14 protein-coding genes, 1 tRNA gene and 1 pseudogene are annotated in these 17,601 nt (G+C 59.7%); 9 read left to right on the top strand and 7 right to left on the bottom strand.

Features of this window, described 5'->3' with window-relative positions; genetic code table 11:
* Nucleotides 1-36: 36 nt before the first annotated feature.
* From RSO67_RS12115 to RSO67_RS12100, 4 genes are all read left to right on the top strand, one after another.
* Nucleotides 37-660 carry a Maf-like protein gene (locus tag RSO67_RS12115; protein ID WP_315843655.1) on the top strand — a complete coding sequence of 208 codons (624 nt, stop codon included), beginning with the start codon at nucleotides 37-39 and terminating at the stop codon, nucleotides 658-660.
* On the top strand, nucleotides 650-826 hold the full coding sequence (gene yacG / locus RSO67_RS12110; RefSeq protein ID WP_068734778.1) for a DNA gyrase inhibitor YacG: 177 nt from the start codon (nucleotides 650-652) through the stop codon (nucleotides 824-826). Before RSO67_RS12115 ends, yacG begins: the two co-directional genes overlap by 11 nt.
* A gap of 158 nt (nucleotides 827-984) precedes the next feature.
* Nucleotides 985-1,060 (top strand) — tRNA-Phe (locus RSO67_RS12105).
* A gap of 177 nt (nucleotides 1,061-1,237) precedes the next feature.
* The gene (locus tag RSO67_RS12100) at nucleotides 1,238-2,497 is read left to right on the top strand and encodes a tyrosine-type recombinase/integrase (RefSeq protein ID WP_184511823.1); all 1,260 of its coding nucleotides are present in this window, start codon (nucleotides 1,238-1,240) and stop codon (nucleotides 2,495-2,497) included.
* A 301-nt stretch (nucleotides 2,498-2,798) separates the two neighbouring features.
* On the opposite strand, the gene RSO67_RS12095 is transcribed toward RSO67_RS12100, so the two are convergent.
* Genes RSO67_RS12095 through RSO67_RS12075 form a run of 5 tightly spaced genes read right to left on the bottom strand, consistent with a single transcriptional unit; the run spans nucleotide 2,799 to nucleotide 8,702 of the window.
* Nucleotides 2,799-5,279: a glycoside hydrolase family 2 protein gene (locus RSO67_RS12095; RefSeq protein WP_184511822.1), complete on the bottom strand. Its 2,481-nt coding sequence runs from the start codon at nucleotides 5,277-5,279 to the stop codon at nucleotides 2,799-2,801.
* A gap of 33 nt (nucleotides 5,280-5,312) precedes the next feature.
* Nucleotides 5,313-6,305, bottom strand: coding sequence for a DUF1839 family protein (locus tag RSO67_RS12090; RefSeq protein ID WP_184511821.1), 993 nt, complete (start codon nucleotides 6,303-6,305; stop codon nucleotides 5,313-5,315).
* A gap of 3 nt (nucleotides 6,306-6,308) precedes the next feature.
* Nucleotides 6,309-7,217 (bottom strand): amino acid--[acyl-carrier-protein] ligase, encoded by a 909-nt coding sequence (locus RSO67_RS12085; protein WP_320447654.1) that lies wholly within the window; start codon nucleotides 7,215-7,217, stop codon nucleotides 6,309-6,311.
* A 26-nt stretch (nucleotides 7,218-7,243) separates the two neighbouring features.
* Nucleotides 7,244-8,425, bottom strand: a complete 1,182-nt coding sequence (locus RSO67_RS12080) for an acyl-CoA dehydrogenase family protein (protein WP_410001883.1) — start codon at nucleotides 8,423-8,425, stop codon at nucleotides 7,244-7,246.
* Nucleotides 8,426-8,456: 31 nt separating this feature from the next.
* Entirely contained in the window at nucleotides 8,457-8,702 is a 246-nt protein-coding gene (locus RSO67_RS12075) for an acyl carrier protein (RefSeq protein WP_184511818.1), read from the bottom strand.
* Between the two features lie 493 nt (nucleotides 8,703-9,195).
* Here RSO67_RS12075 and RSO67_RS12070 point away from each other — a divergent pair, with 493 nt between their 5' ends.
* The 3 genes from RSO67_RS12070 to RSO67_RS12060 all read left to right on the top strand — a co-directional run bounded on the left by RSO67_RS12070 (nucleotide 9,196) and on the right by RSO67_RS12060 (nucleotide 13,501).
* Nucleotides 9,196-11,001: an alpha/beta fold hydrolase gene (locus tag RSO67_RS12070; RefSeq protein WP_184511817.1), complete on the top strand. Its 1,806-nt coding sequence runs from the start codon at nucleotides 9,196-9,198 to the stop codon at nucleotides 10,999-11,001.
* Nucleotides 11,002-11,124: 123 nt separating this feature from the next.
* Nucleotides 11,125-12,276 carry an acyltransferase family protein gene (locus RSO67_RS12065; protein ID WP_184511816.1) on the top strand — a complete coding sequence of 384 codons (1,152 nt, stop codon included), beginning with the start codon at nucleotides 11,125-11,127 and terminating at the stop codon, nucleotides 12,274-12,276.
* Nucleotides 12,277-12,619: 343 nt separating this feature from the next.
* Nucleotides 12,620-13,501, top strand: a complete 882-nt coding sequence (locus tag RSO67_RS12060) for an FkbM family methyltransferase (protein ID WP_184511815.1) — start codon at nucleotides 12,620-12,622, stop codon at nucleotides 13,499-13,501.
* 224 nt (nucleotides 13,502-13,725) lie between these two features.
* Here the strand turns inward: RSO67_RS12060 and RSO67_RS12055 are convergent, their stop codons facing one another.
* Nucleotides 13,726-14,343, bottom strand: coding sequence for an autotransporter outer membrane beta-barrel domain-containing protein (locus tag RSO67_RS12055; protein ID WP_276511337.1), 618 nt, complete (start codon nucleotides 14,341-14,343; stop codon nucleotides 13,726-13,728).
* A 109-nt stretch (nucleotides 14,344-14,452) separates the two neighbouring features.
* Nucleotides 14,453-14,776: pseudogene (locus RSO67_RS12050) on the bottom strand (autotransporter outer membrane beta-barrel domain-containing protein); the annotation flags it as partial.
* Between the two features lie 364 nt (nucleotides 14,777-15,140).
* On the opposite strand from RSO67_RS12050, the gene RSO67_RS12045 reads away from it, so the two are divergent.
* Both RSO67_RS12045 and RSO67_RS12040 read left to right on the top strand, forming a co-directional pair.
* Entirely contained in the window at nucleotides 15,141-15,995 is an 855-nt protein-coding gene (locus RSO67_RS12045; RefSeq protein WP_315843653.1) for a type IV toxin-antitoxin system AbiEi family antitoxin domain-containing protein, read from the top strand.
* Complete coding sequence (locus tag RSO67_RS12040; RefSeq protein WP_315843652.1) at nucleotides 15,982-16,899, top strand: nucleotidyl transferase AbiEii/AbiGii toxin family protein; 918 nt, start codon at nucleotides 15,982-15,984, stop codon at nucleotides 16,897-16,899. The genes RSO67_RS12045 and RSO67_RS12040 overlap by 14 nt, the downstream gene beginning before the upstream one ends.
* The last annotated feature ends 702 nt before the right edge of the window (nucleotides 16,900-17,601 follow it).

Here is a 17,601-nt window from a genome sequence, read left to right as displayed (position 1 = left end):
AGGTTCCGCGCGCATTTCCAGGATCGCAGACCCCGCATGCTCGGCCGCCCCAAATTCGTTCTCGCCTCCGGTTCGCCCCGCCGCCTCAGCCTGCTCAACCAGGCCGGGATCGAGCCCGATGCGCTGCGTCCCGCCGATGTCGACGAGACCCCGAAGCGGGGCGAACTGCCGCGCGCCTGTGCCAATCGGCTGGCGCGCGCCAAGGCGGAAGCGGCGCTGAAGTCGGTCCAGCTCGACGACGAACTCCGCGGCTCGTTCATTCTCGCGGCAGATACCGTGGTGGCCGTCGGCCGCCGCATTCTGCCCAAGGCGGAACTGGTTGATGAGGCCTCGCAGTGCCTGCGGCTGCTGTCGGGCCGCAACCACCGCGTCTATACGGCGATCTGCATCGTCACCCCCAAGGAAAGCTTCCGGCAGCGGCTGATCGAGACCAAGGTGCGCTTCAAACGCCTTAACGAAGATGACATCTCGACCTATATCGGCTCCGGCGAATGGCGCGGCAAAGCTGGTGGCTACGCTGTGCAGGGCATTGCCGGTTCCTTCGTGGTCAAGATGGTCGGCTCCTACACCAATATCGTCGGCCTGCCGCTCTACGAGACCGTCTCCCTGCTGGGCGGCGAGGGCTTCCCGATCCGTTTCGGATGGTTGAATGCAAGCTAAGGTGTCCAAATCCGGCGAAAAGCCGTGCCCGATCTGCGGCAAGCCCGTTGTCGAGGCATCCAAGCCGTTCTGCTCCGAGCGTTGCCGCGACGTCGATCTCAATCGCTGGCTGTCGGGCTCCTATGCGATTCCCGGCAAACCGACGGATGACGAGGACGCCGAATAGGCTCGACGGGCATTCGCGCTGTCCAAGCTGGTCCGAAGCGGTCATTTCCCATTGTTTTGACGGGAAAATCTTCGTTCACAGAAATGCCATCGGGCGGGTGGACAGGGCCGATTTGCCTGACTATAAACCGGCGCTCCCTGGACCTGATCCGGGGCGGCGCCCAGGTAGCTCAGTTGGTAGAGCATGCGACTGAAAATCGCAGTGTCGGTGGTTCGATCCCGCCCCTGGGCACCATTTGTATGTCCCCCAGCTTCCTCCTCTGTCCGCTGATGTGCTATAAGTGCTTGAATTAGAGCGCTTTCTCGTTCGCTGACATTCGCGACCGTCCGCCGGCAGCCGTTGTTTTTGTTGGTATCGCTGTTGGTATCCCGTCGATCGTGTGTTGGTAGATTGACCGCGGGGATCTAATCGATGCCGCTTTCGGATGCCGCCTGCCGTGCCGCCAAATCCGCCACGAAGCCCTACAAAATCAGCGATGGAGGCGGGCTGCATTTGCTTGTTGAAAAGAACGGGTCGCGGCTTTGGCGACAGGCGTATCGGTTCGACGGAAAGCAGAAGCTGATCGCGCTGGGCGCCTATCCGGCGGTCGGTCTCGCCGACGCCCGCGCCGGCCGGGACGCGAACAAGGCGCTTCTGGCCAAGGGCATCGATCCGTCCGCGCAGCGCAAGTTGGATCGCAGCGCGGCGCGCATTGCGCGCAGCAATACCTTCCGGATCGTCGCGGACGAACTCATCGCGAAGTTCGAAGCCGAGGGCGACGACCCAAAGACAATAGAAAAGAAAAAATGGCTTCTCGGCTTCATCAACGCCGATTTGGGCGATCGACCGATCGCCGAGATCAAGGCGTCGGAATTGCTTGATGTGCTTCGAAAGATCGAGAGGCGAGGGCGATATGATACAGCCCGACGCGCCCGCAGCATTAGCGGTCGCGTCTTCAAATATGCGATCAGCACCTCTCGCGCCGAGCGCGACCCATCGGCTGACCTAACGGGCGCCCTCATAGCGCCAAAGGTCAGTCACCGGGCCGCCGTCACCGAGCCGAAGGCCGTCGGCGCGCTTCTCCGCGCGATCGACGACATGGACGGTCAGATCACAACACGCGCAGCGTTGCAGTTGATCGCCCTTACTTTCGTTCGGCCGGGCGAACTGCGGCACGCGGAATGGAAGGAATTCGATCTGCGGGACGCCGTCTGGAACATCCCGAAGGAAAAGATGAAGATGCCGCGGCCGCACAAAGTGCCGCTGTCTCGACAGGCGATTGCGATCATCAATGACCTTCGCGAAGTCACAGGCACGTCGCCCTATTTGTTTCCGCAGATCCGCTCGTGGCATCGTCCGATTTCCGATGGGACGCTAAACGCTGCGCTTCGCCGGCTTGGGTACACGAAAGCGCAAGTGACCGCGCATGGCTTCCGGTCGACGGCGTCGACACTGCTGAACGAAAGCCGCCGCTCGGATGGCAGGCGCCGTTGGGATAGCGATGCTATCGAACGTCAGCTAGCGCACCAAGAGGAAGACGAGGTTCGGGGTGCCTATAATGGTGCCGAATATTGGGAAGAACGCGTCCCGATGATGCAGTGGTACGCGGATTACCTGGATGACCTCCGCAGGCCCGGAACCGCTCTGTCGACCGCGAAGGTCCGACGATCCCGATCGTCGTCAGCATCCTAGCCGTCGAGCCTACCGTACTAGCTAGACAACGCCGCTTTAATCGGTCGCCGCCGCCTTTCGGCTATCGCGCGGCAATCCTGAATACCTATACTGTTCGCCAGACCTCATGCTGAGTGAGAACGGTGATTGACGAGCTATTTTGGCGTTTCGTGCGCGATTTGGTCGAAGACCTGAAGCAGGTAAGCGGCGCGAGCTTCGAGAAGCTCAACCTACTCCACGATCAAAGCGTCACACGGCGTCGGCGACTGAACTACCTCACCCAGGACTGTCGTGAACGCTTTGACGTTAGGGCTGCCTCGCGTCAGTATTTGACGTCGCCACTCAGAGTGAGCGCAGAGATTCGTCCCAATGGGCGCAAATTATCGGACGAATGTCGGGGCGGTGCCAGACGCACGATCTTGCGGTGCCCAAATGCTATGTGAAAATAATTGTCGTCGGGAAGGAATTTGTTGTCCGCGATTTCAACAAAACGCGTCGCCGTGACGGCTTGCAGGTCGAGAAAGAAACCGGCGTCGTCTTCACCAAGCACCGCGCCAATCGTCTGGTCAACCGCCGACGTCGGGGGGCAAAGAAAATGAAAGGCTTCTTGAGGTTGATCGGAGTCCTCGGCTGCGAACGTCGCATGTACAGTGTCATGCGCCGCTGGCCCAAAGCGATAGCAGTGACCGGCGTCGAAGAACCGGTCGAGCATCTCGAACGCTCCAATTGAAAGCCCGGCATGCGGTGCGATGGTCACATTGCGCACCGCTTCGATCACCGGCGTCTTGCCGTCTCTCAGGCAACGCAAGGTCAGTTTGCCTGCGGCGGCCCGCGGCGTGTCGTTAACGAGATGCAGGTAGAGCCCGTTGGTGCCTTCGTCAGTGATCGACAAGCGAAGCGGCAGCGCGGCGCGGCGCAGTGCGTAGAAGGCCGATTTCGGACGGCCGTAGCAATCCAGCAGGCCCCAGCCTGCGCCGGGCTGCAGGTCGCGCCACAGCCATATCAGCGCGCCAGCGGTGGTGGAGGCCGGGCGGCGCCATTCGTCGATCGTCCGTTCGATGACCTCGGCTGTGATCGCGCGCGATAGCTGGCGCCAGCGCCCGGGTTCGCTGGGGCGCAGGCTGCGGCCGTCTTCGTTCCACAGCGCCTGAAGATAATGCTCGCGCACATCGTCGAAATCCCAAGATGCACCGCCATCTCGCGGGACGCCGGCGAGCCAGCGTTCCGGATTGCTGGCAGGATCGAGCCGATGGTCAGCGAAGTGACGATCGTCCGGCAGGTTGGCGAAAGCGAGACACTCGGAGGCGAAGCGGACATTGGCGCGGCGCGCATCGTCGAGGGGCCGCAAATATGCGCCAACGCCGTAATAATGCGACGGGCCCGCTTCAGCCACGAAGGGCAGCACGCCGCCGGACGGCGAACCCGGCACATAGGCGACGTCACACCAGCCCGCCAAAACTTCGGGAATGACGGTTTCCGCCAGCGGTACGTCGCGCATCTGGCGCGGCAGGCCCATCATCGCAGCCTGCTGACCAACCTCACTGCCACCGCACATCACGACCAGTGACGGCGACGCGCTCAACCGGCGAGCGACCGTCGTGATTTCGCTGCGGATGACTTCAGCAAAGGCCACATCCGACGGGTAATCAAAATTGGCCATCATGACGTCCTGCCAGACCATGATGCCGAGCCTGTCGCAGAGGCGGTGGAAACTTGGGGTCTCATAGACCATGGTCCCGCTGAGACGGACCATGTTGAGGCCAGCACTTTGCACCAGGCCAAGGTCCCGCGCGTAATCGGCGTCAGATGCCTGCAGGCTCACCACGTCGATCGGCGTCCAACATGCGCCGCGGCAGAAAATGCGGACGCCGTTGACATGCAGGGCGAAGCCGTTTCCGTCCGGCCCGCGGTCGACCGCGATCCGGCGAAATCCAACCTCTCCCAAATCGATCCGGACGGTACCGATGTCGATGGTCACCGCATGGAGCGTCGGGCTACCATGGGTGTGAGGCCACCACAGCTCCACATCGGGGATCCGCAGTGTGCCCTGCCAGCGCGCCGCACCGGCGGGCGGCGCTTCGATGTCGAGCGGTCTCAGCTGCACCTCCGCCCCAGCGCAGTGCAGGACCGGCGTCACGCCTTCCGGCACTCCCGACAGATCGAGCGCGAGCGTCAGAACGCCTTCGGTGTCGTCGAGCCGGCTGCGCAGATCGACATTGTCGGCGCGAACAATTCCCTCTTCGATCAGCAGCACAGACCGGTATGGGCCGGCCACATCGACGGGCGGGCACCATCCGGGCATGTGCCCGATCAGCGTGGTGCGCAGGAACCGCAGCCGTGGCTCCTCGATCATCATCGTCTTCCAGCGTGGCCGAGGGCCTTTCGTTCCTGCCAGCACGCCGCGGAGGCTCCTGAAGGCGATATGCATCCAATGCTCGCCGCCGAGCACAATCTCGGCCTCATACGGCTCGAACATCGAGCTCCCGGTCAGGATGAGCCTGCCATCGAGGAAAACCTCGGCGAATGTCGCGAGCCCCTCGAACCGCAGCTTGCGCTTGCCGCGTCCACTGATTTGGACCCGGTACCAGACGTCCTTGTTGTGCAGCGGCTGAGGGTCATCGAAACTCCATTGCCCGAGGGTCCGCAGCGCGCCGGCGGCCGTGCCAGGGATGATCGCGGGCAACCAGATGGCTTCACCCAACCCGCCGGGCTCTTGCCATGCTTGAGGCGGCGACAGCGCCAATTCCCAGCCGCTGTCGAGCGGCTGCACCTTGCGTCCCGTCATGGCGCGGATGTCGGTCATGGCAATCAATAGGCCGATCAAGTCACAGGGAGATCATGCCGCGGCACCGCGAGCGACGAAACCGTTCATGAGGCTGTCGAGGGCGATATCGTAATTACTTGCGAGCTGGCGGACGGCATCCGCCACATCCGGAACCTTGCCGCGGGCCGAGGCGCGGGCGAATTGAAACTGCAAGATCTTGGTGCCGCCGGCGATCGCCTCCGCGGCCAGCCTGGCGCGCTCCAGCGCCGGGTCACCGTGCTCCTGTAACCACGCCAGATAGGTCGCGAGCAGTTCGAAATTCGCACCGGCCTGACGTAATGTACTGAAGGCGTAGGTGTGAAACCACTCGGGAGGCCGTCCAATCAGCCGGCCGATGTCGGCACCGATCACGTCGCCCCATGCGGTAAATGGATTCCGCGCCGGACGGCGACGCAGGTGTTGCGCCAGCAACGTGCGAGACATCTCGATCTGCTTATGGGCAGAAGACGCCGGACCGAACTTGATGAATTCGACGTAAGGGAAAAGCGGCAGGCCGTTGTCACGCACAGGCCGCAACAGCGCCTCGAAGTCTTCGCCTTCGAGACGGAAGTATCCGCCATTGTGAAAGTAATCGAGCCGGCGGTCGACCGAATCCAGGACGTTGACGCCGATGGTCGTTTTGCTGTGACTGTGACGATAGGTGATGCCGCGGGTATCCGGCAGGTAGTAAGAATCGACCTCGATCAGCGGCAGACGGCCCCGCGTCAACTGCACGCGCGCGTGATCTTCCAGCTGATCGAAGATCGCGAGCTCCAGAATCTCGACGCCGTACAGCAGCGCGAGATCGGCGGCCGGAATCTTGAAAAACGTGAACTGGTCGCCCTCGTAATCCTGCGCGACCGTGAAAGCCAGCGCCGCCCGGGGATCATGCCCGCGTCGGGCCAGTACTTCGATCAGCAGATCGACGTAGCAGTTCGTCTCAGGCCAGTTGCGCGCGGGATCATGCAGCCCGTGACGAACATAGGTTGCGGGATCCAGTCCATCGATGGCGCAGGCGGTTTGCAAGGCCTAGCCCCACAGCACGCGGCGGACATCCGCGGGCCACGCGTCGACCTTGGTGCCGTGGTGACGGAACAGCGCCAGCGCCGTCCGCTCCAGGCCGAAGCCGACACAGGCGGAGTGCGCGACCTCGCCGTCCGCGAAGTGCATGCCCCACAGGCTGCCGAAATGGTTCTGGTGATAGTTGAACGACAGACACGCCGTCGGATCTTCATCGCTCGCGACTGGGATTAGCAACTCAAATTTCAGACCTTGGTCGCGCTGACTCGACGCCATGACGCGGCCAGTGCGCCCGAAGAACGGATCGTTGGCCACATCGATAACGCAAGGCAGGCCCAACGAAGCGATAAGCTTTTCGCCGCGCTCGAGCCAAGTGGCCCGGAAAGATGTCACTTCGTCGGCCGTGCCGATGCGGACGAATTCGCGCATCCGGAACAGCTGCATCCGCGCCGGATCCTTCGAGGGCTCATGGCGGAAGCAGTATGACTTGAGATCGAACAGCCGACCGCCCTCCGGCACCGGACCTTCCGCCGCGACAGTAGGATAAAGCGGGTAGCAGGCAGCCGGCGTCAGCGCGACTTCCGTCGCATCCTGCATCTCGGTCCAGTCTTCGCCCCGCTCGATCATGCCGACGAGCTTGGCATGGTCGGCGTTATCGCCCATGAAAGAGTGGACGCAGCCGGCCAATTGCGGAAAGCTCTTCAGGTAACCGGCTTTCACAAGATTCTTGCGCGGCATGCCTGGCGGAAAATGAATCCGCGTCGCCTGATCGCCGACGGCTATTTTCGTCACCGCGGCTTCGAACCCGTCGATGACCTCTTCGAACACACCGGCGCGGCCATAGAGCCCGTCGACGCCGGTCCTGATCAGGATCGACTCGTCGAACAGGGCGTCGAGAAATGCTTCCGGACTTTGCACGGCTTTAACAGGCGCGTTCATCGCTATCACTCCAGATCTGAGTCAAATCGGCTCGCGACCACGAGGCCAGCGGTGTTGGCGAGGATGCGATCGTTAGCCACCATCAGCGGCGCCGACAGCACATCCCTGAGATGGCGGCCGACCGAGAATGGACCGTCGTTGCGATAGCCGGCGATGCCCGTCACCATCAGCGCTTCACGTACGATGTCGACGGCCATGGTCGAAGCCATGACCTTGAGATTGTTCATTTCGATCGCGAAATTGATCGAGCTGAGATCGTCTTCGTTGCGCTTCGCAGTCTCGAACCGCTCAATATGGGCGACGAGCGTGGACTTGAACGTCTGCAATTTGGCGGTGGCCTCGGCCAGTCGAGCCGCGCCTGGGAGCGGCCCCGCGAAATCGGACGGCACGCGCCGCGCCGTTGCTCGAACCGAGGCGCGCGCACGCGACAAAGCATCGGTCGCGATCCCGAACCAGACGCTCGCCCACAGCACATGTGCGGTGGCCAGCATGGACTGCACTGCGATCTCGTGGAACGGCTTCGGAAAGATCTGATCGGCTCCGGCCGTTGCCGTCAGCAGGAAACCCTCGGAGCAGGTGGCGCGCATGCCGAGCGTATTCCACTCAGCGGTGCGCTGAAGTTGATAGTCGCCACGCCGCAGCGCGATCAGGACCTGATCGGACCCGATCGACGCCGGACCGCGCCGCGCGGTCGCCAGGATGATATCGGCTTCCGCGGCATAAGACAGGACACTTGCCTGCTTTGTCAGCGAAACCCGATCACCCGTCGTCTCGATCGCGCAATTCGATATCCGCAGATCGCCGCCGATGCCAGCCTCCGTGGTCGACGACGCGATCAGTAGCTGCTTGACAGCTACATCGCGCATGAGCGCGCGATGATATTCGGTTTGCATCCCATGGGCGACCAGGCTCGATAGCTTGATCTGATGCATGGCGTAAATCATGCCGCTGGCGCCGCACGCGCCCGCGAGAATCGCGCAAAGATTGGCAATCTTGCGCAATTCCAATTCCTGGCCACCAAGGCTTCTAGGTACCATCAAGCCGAGCATCTCGTTACGACGAAGAGCTTCGAATGTCTGCGCTGGAAACGTCGCGGTTAGGTCCGCAAGAGCGGCATTTGGCGAAGCAACCTCGATGGCAACCCGCCGCATCGCGTCACGCCAGGACACGGCTTCGGGCACGTCAATGCCTTGCTTCACCGCGTTCGGGATCATGACCCTAGACTTTCTCAGAGACGAGCTGTTCGACAGCAGCAATCAACCCACCAAGCGTCGCAAATGTTTTGCGAGTCAGCAGACTGTTTGGAAATTCGATATCGAATTCTTCCTCGATGGCCATCATCAGCTGAACTGAACCGAACGATGTCATGCCCGCATCGAACAGATTGTCCTGGTCGGATAAGCCATCGACTGGAACGGGAAGTAGGTTCAGCGATCCGACAATGGTGCGGACACGGTCACGCATGAAGTTTCTCCAACGCTACAAAAAGTCCATCGCTTCGCCAGGGGATGCGAGCGGCTCACAGTGATATGGACAAGATATCAATCAAAGGTGGAGAGGATCGTAATAAGCCTCAAATGCAAAAGACCGTTCCGGCGTCAAGCTTAACGGAATGAAGATATAATCACGCAAAATGGACGCTTTCGTTAATCCTGGCGCCGGTTGCTGCGGTCGCAACTATTAGTCGGGTGCTTTCGAGCAACGGCGTCGATATCAGGATCAGCGGGTTCAAGTCGATCGCGCGAGATAACGAACCATGATTAGCAAATAGCTAACTATCGGCGGCAACGTACCGCGCCGAGTACACGTTAATGATGGAACGCGATATCGAATGACACCTTCGTCGCCCCTGAGTTAAGAAATTGGCATCCGGCAAGGGCGACTGCTTAGCAGCGAAAATATCCATTTGCTGGCGCCATTCGGCTAACGAACAGAAAACTGTAATAGTTTCAAGATCATGACATTCCGATATGGCGCACCTGTAACGTTTGATACTTTCGGCGGCTTTTATCACGCGGGCTGCATTGACCGATGCGGACGCAAGGCGGTGCTGTTGCTCGCACCGATCGGATATGAGGAATTGTGTACCCGAGCCACATGGAGTGCTTTGGCCGAGTACATTGCCGCGGCAGGTCATGCATGCCTCAGATTCGATTATCCCGGCACGGCAGATGCAATCGATCTCGCTGCCGACCCCGAAGGCATCTCTGACTGGTTTGTTGCTGCCCGTCAGTGCGTTGCATTCTTGCGGGAATACAATCCCGGCATCGAACTCGTTCTGGTCGGACAAGGCCTTGGCGCCAGTCTGGCCGCCCAACTCGGAACCGAATTACCCGACGTCGCAGCGACGGTCCTGATGGCGCCGGTCGTCAAAGGGCGCGCCTATCTTCGTGAACTTCAGGCCTGGTCGCGCATGCTGACCGACCGGATGGGTATCGGGCCCGACCCATCCGACAACGGCTACAGCGTCGCTGGTATTGCACTGGCAAGCAGCCGCGCCGCAGCCATCAAAACTATCGATCTTACTCGGACAACTGAGCCTCCCGCCGCACGGGTTCTTTTGGTTGAGCGCAGTCCGATGTCCCGTGACAGCTCAATCGGCAACCACCTGAAGACGCTCGGAGCCGAAGTTTCGTCCATCGACTACGAGGGGTATGAAAATATCCTGCAAAATCCAAGTTTGGCTGGTCCACAGCTCGGCACGCTGACACGAATCGTGTCATGGATCGACGATCTCGGGCATTTTCCAATCGCGGGCGCCAACTGTTCCGCCAAAGTGACAGGGCCCGCGCGGCCAATCGTCGGACCTCACTATGAGGAGTTACCGGTTCGGTTTGGGCCAGACGAGCGGCTCTTCGGAGTCCTGTGTCGGCCGCTCGGTCGAAGGCCTTCAGCTATCGCAGTGCTCGCCAATTCGGGGCGCGACTATCACATCGGCTGGGGTCGCGCGGCAGTAGAACAGGCTCGCGCCCTCGCGGAGCACGGGATCGCTTCGTTGAGAATCGACGCCGGCGGTATAGGCGACAGTGCGGCGTCGGCAGGCGCGCCGGCCGAAGTACTTTATTCGGAAGAGCAAACTGCTGACCTGCGTCACGCGATCGACTATGTAGAGAAGCTCGATGCCGGCCCGATCGCCTTGGTAGGACGCTGCAGTGGTGCTTACGCCGCATTCCAGGCAGCGGTGCAAGATGTGCGCGTTCGCAATGTCGTCGCCATCAATATCATGCGTTTTGTCTGGGACCCACGGGAAACCGTCGCTGAAGCCTTGTTATCGGCCCATCGAACCATTGGCGGGTCCGTTGCGATGTTGTTTAGCAAGCGAAGCTTGAGACGACTGCTGTCAGGCAATTTGCGCATCAAAGCTCCGGTTATCTTTTTCTCAAAACGCCTTGTTCGAACTGTCTCATTGATAGCCAGCCACATCCCGGGCCGGACCGGCCAGAAGCTCTACAGCGAGGGTCATCGCCGTTTCCAAATTCTCGAAAGTCGCGGCGTTCGTCTAGCGATGTTATTTTCGGAAGGAGATCACTCGCTGGGCGAATTCCGCACGTATATGGGAAGAAGAGGCGCGCGGCTACGCCGCTATCCGAAGGCTTCGGTTTCGATAATCCCTGATGCCGACCACGATTTCACCCACTCGGCGGCGCGCGCGCGACTAACGAGCGCCCTGTGCGACGTGCTCGCGGCGCCTTCGTCACCGCCATCCCGCGAACAGCACCGTCAGGCTTCCAAGTTTCCCTTGAGATCTCTCTTGCGCCGCTAACGTTTCTCGACTGCTTTGCAGTGTCCTCGGACTCGAGGAGCCTCATGGAAACGTGTTCATTTCGTTTATCTACGTGCGATCGGATGAAGCTTAACCCTATCGATCTTGTGGAGGAGGGCCATTATGTCTGACCCAGAGGTCAGCTCTCAACGGCTGGCAAAATTTCCGGCGTTTGACGGCTTTCGTGGCGTCGCCGTGCTAGTTGTCGTCTTCAGCCACTTGCCGCAAGTGGTTGACAGTGAGCTATATAACATCGCCTGGAAGATCAATCAGGCGCCGCGGACGGGTTATGTCGCGCTGGACATTTTCTTCGCCATCAGCGGCTTCTTCATTACCCGGCTGTTGCTGCGGGAACGCGCCAAGACCGGCCGCATTTCGTTCTCTAATTTTTATGCTCGCCGCGCACTGCGAATCTTCCCGGTCTATTATATTGCCGTGGTCTCTTGCTACTTCGTTTTTCATTTTGGGGCGTGGGATACGCTCAGTCTGCTGACCTACACGTTCAATTTCTACCACCCGTTTCATCCTGCGCCGCATCCGCTCGAGCAAACCTGGTCGCTCTCCGTCGAGGAGCAGTTTTATTTCTTCTGGCCGCTGTTGGTCCTGTTGGTGCCGCAGCGCCTGTTGAGCGTTGTTACGGGGCGTGTGATTCCGGCTCTTGCAATCGTCAGCGGCCTCGTGATCGCTGCAATTTATGGCAGCCGGGATAATGTTTTGTCCGGTGATCTCGTTTATATGTCGATCTTTACGCGCATGCTGTCACTATCGCTTGGCGGTTGGTTGGCGGTTCGCGAGTTTGAAAAACGCTCGCTGCATGGACTGCATTGCGTGCTGTTGCTGGCTGTCGCGATCTTGCTGCTGATCGTCAATCGAATAGGCCGGGACACTGGCATCATCACGTCCCAGGCGGCGTATTGGACCGTGGCCCTGGCGGCCTACGCGATGATCAGTGTATCCTTTGTCAGTACGATGATTTTTGATGATGGTATTATGAAGCGTAAGCTTACCGCGGTCCTGTCGACACCGGTCTTGCGTGGCTTCGGCTATATCTCCTACGCAATGTACGTTGTCCATCTTCCCGTGCTGTTCTATTTGGGTCTTAACGACGGTGCACTAAGTGGCAGTAGAGCGTCGCTGATGCAGGTGGTGCTAGCCTTCGCCATCACTCTTGCACTTTCTATTCTCTCGTATTTTGCTATTGAGCGCCCGCTCTCGGCCTTCAAGGAACACTTTGGCGGATCGCCGGGACAGCCTGCGGAGAGTTCCGGTCGCTGAGCCCTGACCACAGGGCGCCGGCGAACTGAAGCCCGCTCACGGCAATTTCCCGAAATGATCGCGCACTATCGTGACGCTCGCTCAAAGCGGCCCGGTGTCGCTATTAACCGCCATTCCCAGTAGGCATTTACGTTAATCTGAACTCGCCGCGATTGCTGTAGACAAGTACCGATAATAGCTGTTCGGTCCATCGTGGCGGCTGAGCAGTGCTGCGAACCATTAGGTTAAATTTGCAAATGTTTCCGGTTTGGTGGCTTCCGAGCGGTTGGCCGTCGCCGCCATTGCTCCGTCAATGGCCTGCTCTCCATGTTCGGCGTCGGGCGACCTAAAAAGGCATGCTGCTATGGGAAATTTAGCCGATCTTTACCATCTGTCGCGCTTCGCAAACCGTCATCCGCTCGCGCGGCAGAATAAACGCCGAACGTTCATAAGGTTCATGCGGTGGCAGCTTGCCAGCCGCGCCATTCAACATCCCATCGTTTTACCCTTCGTCGGAGATTCCCGGCTTATTATATCCAAACAGATGCCGGGCGCTGCGGTGAACTATTACTTCGGTTTACCCGAGGTCGAAGAGGTCTCGCTCGCGCTTCACTTCCTCAGGGAAGGCGATCTGTTAGGGGACGTCGGCGCCAACATCGGCGCACTTTCTATTGCGGCAAGCAGCGTAGTAAAAGCACGCGTGATCGCCATGGAACCGGTGCCCTCAACATTCAAAGCTCTGCGCGACAATGTAGCGATCAATGAGGTGTCGAGCCTGGTGACCACGCTCAACATGGGGGCGGGGAAGGAAGCTTCCGATCTGAATTTCTCCACAGATCGCGGGGGAAACGACCGGATCGTCCTGGATGGCTCAGGCTTGTCGATTCCCGTCCGGGCTCTTGATGAGGTGTTTCCGGCGACTCCGAACATGCTGGTTATCGATGTGGAGGGATTTGAGCCTGCAGTCATCGCAGGAGCCAAACGGCTTCTCGCTGATCCCAAGCTTGAAATCATCATTGCTGAAACGCTGGGCCTCGCCTCCGACTACGGCCTCGACGATCGCGCAATGCACAACACGATTCTCAGCAACGGTTTTGTCACAGCGAAATACGATGGATTTACGCGCGTACTCGCACCGACAACGGGCATGGATAAGTTCAATACGATCTATGTGCGGGACGTGGCGAGGATAAGTGAGAAGGTCCGCAAGGCAAATGCGTTCCGGGTTGGCGATCGCCTTATCTGAAGGTCGCCTGGATCCGGTGCCGACCCCCCGGTCGTTGACGGTGCGGCATCGCCTTCACGGGTTGCTGACGACGAACACAGGAACTCCAGTCCCCAGGACGATGCTCATGAATTGAAAGCGATTTTCGCAAAAGCATTCCGGTTCAAGGCGACCCTGCGAGCTGGATCCAACGATCCGAGAGAAAGCTAGTGTCCAGGCATAAGTTACGTGGACGGCGCGCCCGTTCACCAAGTGGCGCGGAAGCCGCCAGTGCCCTTGTAGCTGCGGTTCGCCGCGGCGTCCTCAAGGCTCGCGCTATAGGAGACCTCGCCGAAGACAGCGTAGCGGCCGTTGGCCCAGCTATAGGTGCCGCCGCCGCCGATGCTGCCCCACAGCCGGTCTTGCGCGCTGGCGAAGCCGGTGCCGGCGACGTCGACATTGGTGCCATTGAGGAACTCGTAGCGCAGATTGCCGATGCCATAGATATCAGAGCGCACGATGCCTGCGCCGTCGTTCCAGGTCTTCTGGTGGTTGAGGGCAAGTCCGGCGCGGCCGAGCAGGCTGTCGCCATCGCGCAGCGGCACCGAGGCGCCGAACCGATCGGTGAAGCCATCGAACTCGGCCTTCGAATAGGACAATTGCGCCTGCGGCGTCAGTGACCAGCCGTTGCCGACAAAGAACCGCTTGCCGGTTTCAACGCTGAAGGCATAGCCCACCCCTTCATTGCCGTGGGTCAGGCTGCCGGCCAGCACGGAAGACAGATCGCTGCGGTAGAACATCGACTGCGCCTGGCCGTCGACATAGAAGCCGTTGTCGCCGAACCAGGTCAGCGTGCCGCCGACACCCGAACCTTCGACGCGGATCCGGCCGTTGCCGAAGAACGACGCGACATTGGCGGTTGTCAGGCCATAATTGCCCGGTGAGACCGACGATCAGCCGGCCGCGCTCGTTCTCCATCAGGAGACCGTCGAGGCCTGCCTGCACTTTCAACTGGTCGGCCTTGTAGGTGGAGCCTGTCGTGGTGGAGGGCTGCAAATCGGATTGGCCGCCTTCGATGCGGCCCCAGAACGCCGTGGGCGTCGGCGACGCCTCGCCTGGCGCCGCGGCGACGCCCGCGCGCGCCATGGCATCGCTGCCGCCCCAATAGCGATTGCCGACGCGCTGCTGCACGGTCGGCAGCTCGTTCATGCCGAGCAGCACCTGTGCATAATTCTCATACAGCGGAACGCCCGGCTGATAGAGAGGACCAGCAGGAGCAGCCGGCGGAGGATTGATCAGACTGGAGGCAGATACCAGTCGCCATCGGTTGGCGTGCTCACGCCGTTCTTCTGCAGCGTATTCCCGCCGACGTACATCGTGGTTCCGATCCGCCTGGGATCAGCTTCGACGAGCCCTTCCGGCGAGGTCTTCCCTATCTCGACGATCTCCAGGATCGGCTGGAATTCCGCCGTTACCCGTAGCTGCGGGCGGGTTGGGACAGGGTTTATTGCGTTCTTTATTTGTCCGATATGAAGCGCCGAACCTCAGCGAACCCCTAACGGCGCGGGATATCACCCCGCCTGAAGGAGTTTGGATTTTAATGAATTACTCTATATCTAATTGATTTGAACGGATATTTTCAAACTGGCGTTCGGTTTGGGAATGTGCCATATTATAAATTATGAGCAGAGAAAAAAGAGGACTTATAAACCAGCTTGCTAGCAAACTTCCCGAGGGAATGCTGGTAGATGCCGCTTGGCTAAATGCCCAAGGCTATTCAACTCAACTCCAACATCAGTATGTGAAATCGGGCTGGCTTGAACAACCCACACGCAGTGTGTTTCGCCGGCCCCGCGGCGTCTTGAGCTGGCAGCAGGTCGTCATATCGCTTCAGACCATCCTCAATTATTCGCCGCTCATAGTTGGCGGACGTACCGCCCTCGAATTACAGGGCTACGCCCACTACCTTTCGCAATCGACCACCGTCGTACATCTTTACGGTCCGAAACCACCGCCGGGATGGGTTCAGAAACTGCCGCTCCAAGTCAAATTTGTTTATCACAATGACCGACGGCTCTTCAAAAACGAACCGGTTACCAAGGGCGTCAACAGCGTCAAATGGAATATCGACAAAGGTGAGGCTCTCGATGTGACGAGCTTCCGTGGCGGCGACATAACCGAATTGACCTGGGGCCAGTGGGACTGGCCCTTGACGCTGTCCACGCCGGAGCGCGCGATATTCGAACTGCTCGACGAGTTACCCAACCGCGAGACCTTTGAACAGGTCGATGCCCTGTTCGGTGGACTCGCCAATCTGCGCCCCGATCGTTTGCAAAAATTATTGAAGGATTGCGCTAGCGTTAAGGTCAAGCGCCTCTTCTTCTATTTTTCCGATCGTCACAAGCACGCGTGGCTCAAGCGCCTGAAGAAAGAAGATATCGATCTCGGCAGCGGCAAGCGTATGCTTGTTAAAGGCGGGGTGCTTGACCCGACCTACCACATAACCGTTCCTGGGGATCTGAATGGCGTTCGCTGACGTCTACAAACGGCAAGTCGCCTTGCTGATCCGCGTTCTTCCCCTCGTTACGGAAGAAGCATGCTTTGCTCTGAAAGGTGGGACGGCGATCAACCTGTTTGTTCGCGACCTTCCGCGCCTCTCGGTGGATATTGATCTGACCTACTTGCCGGTCGCGCCGCGCCCGGAATCCCTTGCCGACATCGACGCCGCCATGAAACGCATTGCCGGCAAGATCAAAGCCGCTGTTCCTGATGCGCAAATCACCGAGTCCAAGACTGAAAATACCGTCGTCAAATTGATCGTTCGTTCCCAGGGCGTTCAGATCAAAATTGAAGTGACGCCGGTCTTGCGCGGCTGCGTCTTCGAACCCGCATTAGCTGCGGTAAAGCCAGCCGTCGAAGAGGAATTTGGATTTGCGGAGGCGCGTACCGTATCGTTTGAAGACCTCTACGCCGGGAAGATCGTCGCCGCGTTGGACCGTCAGCATCCCCGCGATCTTTTCGACGTACGTGACTTGATGGCGAATGAAGGCATCAGCGACGCGTTACGTCAGGCCTTTATCGTTTACCTGCTAAGCCATGACCGACCCATGTCCGAGGTGCTAGCACCAACCCTCAAAAACATCGAAGCTGCGTTTAAGCATGGCTTCTCAGGAATGACGCGAGACCCCGTGGAGCTTGCCGATCTACTCTCCGCAAGAGCCGCCCTGATAAAGTCTATCGTCGGCGATATGCCTGCCGCACATCGCAAATTTCTCGTTTCGTTCGAACGGGGCGAGCCCGACTGGGGCCTGTTGGGACTACCAAATGCGGCCGAGCTTCCCGCCGTCCGCTGGCGCCAGCAGAATCTCGACAAGCTGTCGCCGAACAAGCGCGCCATCCTTGTCGCTCGGCTTGAAGAGGTGCTGTCAAAACGTGGATAGCGGCAGCACCGCTACGTGGTAGTCTTTAGAAAGATCGTCAGTCATTCAGCCATTGCAAATTCGAAGCTCATCTTATACGGCGCAAACGTTTAGCCGGACCTCTCGCTATTAACCACCGCTATTCTCGGCGAAACTATGTGTTCGCCACCAGCAATAGAATCCAGCTTTAAGTACTCTGATCAGGCGCGTCAGGCTGTGCCGGCCACGCTCTTCATTCAAAAATAGCTCCCTGATACGACGGCTGCTTATATCCCGTCGTTCGTCCCAGCTGAACACAAGGCTGCAATTCGCAACGACGGGAGCTCAGGGTTCTGGGCGCGCGCGGCAGTCGCCGCTCCGGGCTCTCGTGAACCGGGCCGCAAAGCTGCGTCTCGGCCTTCGGCTTCGATCCCTCGCGCGATAACGTGTCGCTCGCCGGAGGCACTCGATCCCGGGTCCCGCCAAAAGGCGGCGCTATGCTGACCCTCCTGCGGGTGCCTTTTTAACCGGTCTCGCGACTGCCGACTGGCCTTCGCTTCGCTGCGGCACAGACGCCCTTTTTCCGTTTGGGATCTCTAAGGGCTCCGCCCTCGCGCGGGCAAGGGTGAAGTCCCGGAAGATCCGGGACCGGCCGGGGCGGTCTCCCCGACCTTCCGCGCGGTCGTCAAGACGGGACAGTTGCCATCTCGGAATCCGCTTGTGCAGGCCGGGTGATCCCCCTCC

This window comes from Tardiphaga sp. 709, from assembly GCF_032401055.1.
In the GTDB taxonomy this organism is placed as follows: domain Bacteria; phylum Pseudomonadota; class Alphaproteobacteria; order Rhizobiales; family Xanthobacteraceae; genus Tardiphaga.
The sequence above is the reverse complement of the archived record's forward strand: the minus strand, read 5'-3'. Positions and strand labels throughout refer to the sequence as shown.